This window comes from Bacillus glycinifermentans (genome assembly GCF_001042475.2).
Classification (GTDB): domain Bacteria; phylum Bacillota; class Bacilli; order Bacillales; family Bacillaceae; genus Bacillus; species Bacillus glycinifermentans.
In genome coordinates this window covers 1-940 of record NZ_LECW02000068.1, presented here as the reverse complement: position 1 = coordinate 940, position 940 = coordinate 1, and the positions used below count along the sequence as shown (strand labels likewise).

The following is a 940-nucleotide window of genomic DNA, read 5'->3' as shown; positions in this document are numbered from 1 at the left end:
GGCGGAAGCGGAAACGGGATGGAATTTACGAGCTTTAAGTCGGGATCTTCCTTCAAGGTTCGCGTACTCGGTACCGAAGACCTTATTCGTTTCTACAGCTACGGTATCTACAAGAAAGTAAACTCGTTCGTTGCGCAGAATCCTAGCAAAATGAACGATAAAGGCTTTCCGGTTGCGGATTATACACCGTGGGATCTCGCTTGGAAGTATTATCAGGATTTAAAGAAGGCGGCTGCGGATAAGGGCGACTCAAAAGCGGAAGAGAAGTACAAGGAAGAAGCCGCCAAGTATCGCGTCAAAGAACGTTATGCACTCGGCTTCATCGACTTAGAAACCGGTAATCCAATCATCATCGACCTTTCGAAAAAGCAAGCGCAGGCCGTTTACGCAGTTATCACGAAGTTTGAAAAGAAACTCGGAAAGGTTGCGTTTGAGCTTTCGAAAACGGGTTCCGGAACATCAACGACGGTCAGCTTAACGCCGTTTATCGATATGGAAGAGGATCTAACGGATAAGGAACGCGAGAACTTCAATAAATACGACGGAAAAGAATTCGATATGTCTTTGTTCGACGGCCTGCTTTTTGAAGCCGACGAGAAGACGCAGATCGAAAACCTTGTCGCAGCAGGATTCGATATCAGCCTTATCGGAAAAAGCCTTGGCGCCGGATCAAATAACGAAAAAGATGACGAAGAAATTAACGACGAAGATATGCCGTTTTAATAAAACGAAGGAGGACGATTGAATGTATGAATCTCGAATTGTTCTCGCGATAATATTTTTCGTTTTAGCAGGCGTACGAATCATCTCGGGTAATTTTGTTTTAGGAATTACTCAGGTAGCATGTGGCGTTCTGCTTTTAGAAACGGCGAGACTATACAAGTTATTGGAGGCGAAGTGATGGCGCATCTCAAGGAAACTATCGGCAAATATTCCGAAC

Annotated in this window: 1 protein-coding gene; it reads left to right on the top strand. The window is 44.8% G+C overall.

Features of this window, described 5'->3' with window-relative positions:
- Positions 1-723, top strand: a 723-nt coding sequence (locus tag AB447_RS23855) for a hypothetical protein (protein WP_057957779.1), incomplete at its 5' end; no start/stop codon positions are given.
- Positions 724-940: the final 217 nt, after the last annotated feature.